This is a genomic window from uncultured Clostridium sp., from assembly GCF_947036855.1.
Lineage (GTDB): Bacteria > Bacillota > Clostridia > Clostridiales > Clostridiaceae > Sarcina.
In genome coordinates this window covers 1-2852 of sequence record NZ_CAMQRY010000204.1, presented here as the reverse complement: position 1 = coordinate 2852, position 2852 = coordinate 1, and the positions used below count along the sequence as shown (strand labels likewise).

The following is a 2852-nucleotide window of genomic DNA, read 5'->3' as shown; positions in this document are numbered from 1 at the left end:
ATCAACATATTTAAACACATTTATCTATATATTTATTAACTATTGGTTTCCTCCTCGAATTTAATTTTCATTCTTTTACTTATATTCATTATACATCTTTCAATGATTTAAGTATTAACAATAAAGTTTAAATTCTTATTCATATTATACCTAGTACATTAGAATTTAATATGAATATTTTAATCTATTTTAAATTTTTCTTTATTAGATACTGCCCATCTAAAAATTCTACATGTTGTATACTTCTCTTCTAAATTTTTATAGCATCCATCTAATTTATCTTCATCAATAATTTCTGATATAACTCCATTTTCTATCTCAACATTCCACTCATCAAACTTCCATGATGATTTTACACCCTCTTTTGGTATAATCACTAAATGTACATTATGTATATAATTCTTCTTTTGAGAATACCCTTTTTTAATAACGCCACATATATAGATAGCCTTAAAATCTTTTTGCTCATCAAACTCTATCTCTCCACCAGCTACCATCTCTTCATTATGCTTACTAAACTTTTTACTATATTTCCCTTTTAAAGATGCAGTACAATGTTTTTCATCATTTACTCCAACTACGTATTTTGACCAAAGCCACATGAATTTTTCTTTCTCAAAATTATGTTTTATCTTTATCATTAGTTTTCTCCTATCACTCTTAAATATATTTATTTACCAATCTATTTCTTAAAAAACTTTATTCTCTAAACTATAAAGTTTCAATATTTTCTGCCTTAAATCCATTAAATTTATTCCAAGATTTAATCCATTCATCAGCAGGTGTTTCTGCACCAATTGAAATATTATATTCAAAAGCTAAAAGATTATATAAGCTATCATATAAATCTCTACTAAGTTTTTTCTTGCTAAGTATGGCTTCCTCTAAAGTTTCCATAAGCTCATACTCTAAAGTTTTATCTATATCCCCAAGAAAACCAACATAATTTACTATTGATTTTTCTTCATCATCTAAATAAATATCTTCTAATACACTAAGCTCTATTGGTGATTTATCTTCTTTTCTATAACAATAAGCATTATGTGCAAGTAAACAAACCATTTTCACTCTCTTTGAAACAAAATTATAGCTTCTTGGTTTCTCTATTGATACTTCTAAAACTTCAATTGCTTTTCTATACAATACTGTTGCAAAATCTAATCTTTCACCTACTTCAAATTCTTGACAAGCAAGATATGTAAGGTCATATAAATAATCCAACTTTCTTTCATCTCTTAATACTTTTTTAACATCACTCATAATCAAATCTCCAATTCATTTTTATCTTTTGTTTTCTATAAATTTAGTTTATCATTATAAATATGACAACTGACTGTCATATTTAAAAAAATATTTTTAAAAAAGGTAAATTATTATGGATTTCAACAAAAAAAAATCATTTAAATCAGCAAATATGCTATCTATGATTACTCTACTACTTGAAAACAAAGTTTTAACAGCAAGAGATTTATCAGAAAAACTAGAAGTTTCACCAAGAACTATTTTTAGATATGTAGAAGAAATTTCAGCAACTGATATACCAATAACAATGACTAAAGGAAGAAATGGTGGTATTCAAATTCTTGATACCCATAAGCTTGATAAAAGATTATTAAGTTCTGATGATTTATCTGCTCTTGTAAGCTCACTTAAAACATTAGAAATTACAACTAATAATAAAGCTTACTCTTTAACGCTTGATAAGATTAAAAGCCTTATACCAAGTCAAAATTCTGATAATATAATTTTAAAAGCAAATCAAATATTAATAGATACAACAACTTGGGATGGTGTTCACAACTCATCAAGTTCTATAGAAATTATAAAAGATGCTTTAAATAAAAGTTGCTTACTTTCATTTGAATATACAGATAACTTTAAAAATGAAACACTCAGAATTTGCGAACCATATAGGCTAATTTTAAAAGGAACCTATTGGTACCTTTATGCTTTTTGCAGAACTAAAAATTCATTTAGAAAGTTTAAACTTTCAAGAATAAGCAATCTTACAATGCTTGATGAAAGCTTCACTCTTCAAGATATTGATTATAGTATTAACCCTCTAGGTTCTTGGTCAAATCCTAATACTATAACAGTAAAACTTATAGTTAAAAAGACTGCTATAAACAGGATTTTAGAATTTTATGGTGCTTCTATTGTATCTAAATTATCTGATGATACCTTTGAAGTTCTTCTACCATTTGCAAATACAGATGATGAATATGATTATCTTATAGGTTTTTCAGATAAATGCAAAGTCATTGAACCTCTAAGTGTAAAAAATGAGTTAATTTCTAGATTAACTGCTACTTTAAACTTATATTAGAACTTAAAAAGAAGCTATATCAATCTGATAAAATCAAACTGATATAGCTCCTTTTATTTTATAGTTAACTTTCAAAACCAAGTTCATTATAGTCTAAAAACACTCTATTCTCTGGTAGTTCTTTTCTCCAAGCTTTAAAATTATCTTCAATCAAAAAATTATATAAACTTGTTGCTTGATATAATTCATCTTTAGACTTCTCAATATTAGATGTAATTATAGCATCAGCCCTTATAATAGAACTTGCCATATCAAACTTTGAACTTATCAAATCTAAAAACTTAATCTCTTTACCTTCAAATTTAACCGTAATCTGCTTAATATCATCATCTACATAAATATACTTCAAATCTTTCTCATTCTTAGTTTCTGAAAAAACTTTAGCAATTATTTTATCTATCATCTCAAAACCATCCTCCTTTCTTTTTTAAATCACAAATCATCTATAAGTTTATTATAAGCGAAAGTTATAAATTCAAACCTATTTTCTGAAAACTCATACAATAAATATTTAACTACTATTACT

Annotated in this window: 4 protein-coding genes; 1 reads left to right on the top strand and 3 read right to left on the bottom strand. The window is 25.7% G+C overall.

Translation table 11 applies throughout. The features are described 5' to 3' along the window. Positions 1-179: 179 nt before the first annotated feature. Entirely contained in the window at positions 180-641 is a 462-nt protein-coding gene (locus tag Q0V15_RS12780; protein WP_297439524.1) for a hypothetical protein, read from the bottom strand. Between the two features lie 70 nt (positions 642-711). Further along, positions 712-1260 carry a hypothetical protein gene (locus Q0V15_RS12775; protein WP_297439523.1) on the bottom strand — a complete coding sequence of 183 codons (549 nt, stop codon included), beginning with the start codon at positions 1258-1260 and terminating at the stop codon, positions 712-714. Positions 1261-1375: 115 nt separating this feature from the next. On the opposite strand from Q0V15_RS12775, the gene Q0V15_RS12770 reads away from it, so the two are divergent. Continuing rightward, positions 1376-2326, top strand: a complete 951-nt coding sequence (locus Q0V15_RS12770) for a YafY family protein (protein WP_297439522.1) — start codon at positions 1376-1378, stop codon at positions 2324-2326. Positions 2327-2390: 64 nt separating this feature from the next. Here the strand turns inward: Q0V15_RS12770 and Q0V15_RS12765 are convergent, their stop codons facing one another. Next, complete coding sequence (locus tag Q0V15_RS12765; RefSeq protein ID WP_297439521.1) at positions 2391-2729, bottom strand: hypothetical protein; 339 nt, start codon at positions 2727-2729, stop codon at positions 2391-2393. Between the last annotated feature and the right edge of the window lie 123 nt (positions 2730-2852).

Bases quoted from the DNA above. Each gene is read 5' to 3' on its own strand.
- Q0V15_RS12780 (WP_297439524.1), bottom strand. From the start codon at position 641: ATGATAAAGATAAAACATAATTTTGAGAAAGAAAAATTCATGTGGCTT.
- Q0V15_RS12775 (WP_297439523.1), bottom strand. From the start codon at position 1,260: ATGAGTGATGTTAAAAAAGTATTAAGAGATGAAAGAAAGTTGGATTAT.
- Q0V15_RS12770 (WP_297439522.1), top strand. From the start codon at position 1,376: ATGGATTTCAACAAAAAAAAATCATTTAAATCAGCAAATATGCTATCT.
- Q0V15_RS12765 (WP_297439521.1), bottom strand. From the start codon at position 2,729: ATGATAGATAAAATAATTGCTAAAGTTTTTTCAGAAACTAAGAATGAG.